This is a genomic window from Curtobacterium sp. MMLR14_002, assembly GCF_001864975.1.
In the GTDB taxonomy this organism is placed as follows: domain Bacteria; phylum Actinomycetota; class Actinomycetes; order Actinomycetales; family Microbacteriaceae; genus Curtobacterium; species Curtobacterium flaccumfaciens.
Map to the genome: position 1 here is coordinate 1 of NZ_MJGT01000072.1, position 1,364 is coordinate 1,364.

A 1,364-nucleotide genomic window follows, 5' to 3' on the forward strand; every position below is an offset into this window, starting at 1 on the left:
ACACACTGATTTCCGTGCACTTGTTGCACGGGCTCGCGTCCACTTTGTGGTTCCCGACAGACGATCGGGAATCGAAACTGAATACACCGCTCTGCCCTCTTCACGGGGGGCAGTAGTCGGGACAGATTTGAGACCAGATCATGGTCGAAGGTGTTCCGGTGGTCATAGCGAGAGGGAAACGCCCGGTCACATTCCGAACCCGGAAGCTAAGCCTCTCAGCGCCGATGGTACTGCAAGGGGGACCTTGTGGGAGAGTAGGACGCCGCCGGACTTAACGTATGAAAGATGTGGCCATCGGCCCTCCATCGAGAATTCGCAGGGGAAACCCTCGTTCTCGGTCGGGGCCGGTGGCCATTTCTGTTTCTGCCGCCGTTCGCTCGACGCCGGCTCTGGTTCGTGATGGACTGGAGGCCGACGTCGGGTGACCGACGCGGCACCCAACACAACGACACAGCGGACGAACGCCCGAGGCACTGCACCGGGCACGCGATGAGGAGCAACGGTGGCGAACGACGACGATCAGCGGCGGAACGACGGGGACCGCGGAGATCGACCCCGGCGGGACGGCGACCGGTTCCCGCGTCGCGACGGCGCTCCGCGTCGGGACGGCCAGAGCGATGGTCGTTGGTCGTCCGGTCCTCGTGAGTTCGAGCGCCGCGAAGGCGACCGTCGTGATCGTCCGCAGGGTGGAGACCGTCCGTTCCGTGACGGTGCACCCCGCCGGGACAGCGCTCCGCGTCGCGAGGGGGATCGTCCGTTCCGGTCCGGCGACCGGAACGACCGTCCGTCGTGGCAGGGCGACCGTGGTGACTCCGCCCGGCCGCCGCGTGGCGATGGTCCGCGCGGTGCCGATCGTCCGCGACGCGATGGCGATCGTCCGTTCCGTGGTGGCTCGGACCGCCCGGCTCGTGACGGTGATCGTCCGTTCCGTGGCGGGAGTTCTGACCGTCCGCGCCGTGACGGTGACCGCCCGTTCCAGGGTGGTTCAGACCGTCCGCGTCGTGATGGCGATCGTCCGTACCGCGGTGGCTCGTCAGACCGCCCGGCGCGTGATGGTGATCGTCCGTACCGCGGTGGCTCGTCAGACCGCCCGGCGCGTGATGGTGATCGTCCGTACCGTGGCGGGTCCTCAGACCGGCCCCGCCGTGACGGGGACCGACCCTTCCAGGGCGGTTCTGACCGTCCGCGTCGCGATGGCGACCGCCCGTACCGCGGGGGCTCCGATCGGCCGGCTCGTGACGGGGACCACCCGTACCGCGGGGGCTCCGATCGTCCCGGTCGTGACGGGGACCGCCCGTACCGCGGGGGCTCCGATCGTCCCGCTCGTGATGGCGACCGTCCGTACCGTGGTGGTTCGTCCGACC

At 68.7% G+C, this 1,364-nt stretch carries 1 protein-coding gene and 1 rRNA gene; both read left to right on the forward strand.

The genetic code is table 11. The features are described 5' to 3' along the window. The first annotated feature begins 154 nt into the window (after positions 1–154). A 5S ribosomal RNA gene (gene rrf, locus BIU91_RS13415) occupies positions 155–271 on the forward strand. A gap of 574 nt (positions 272–845) precedes the next feature. Beyond that, positions 846–1,364: hypothetical protein (locus BIU91_RS19190; RefSeq protein ID WP_216099671.1), on the forward strand; the 519-nt coding region annotated here is incomplete at its 3' end.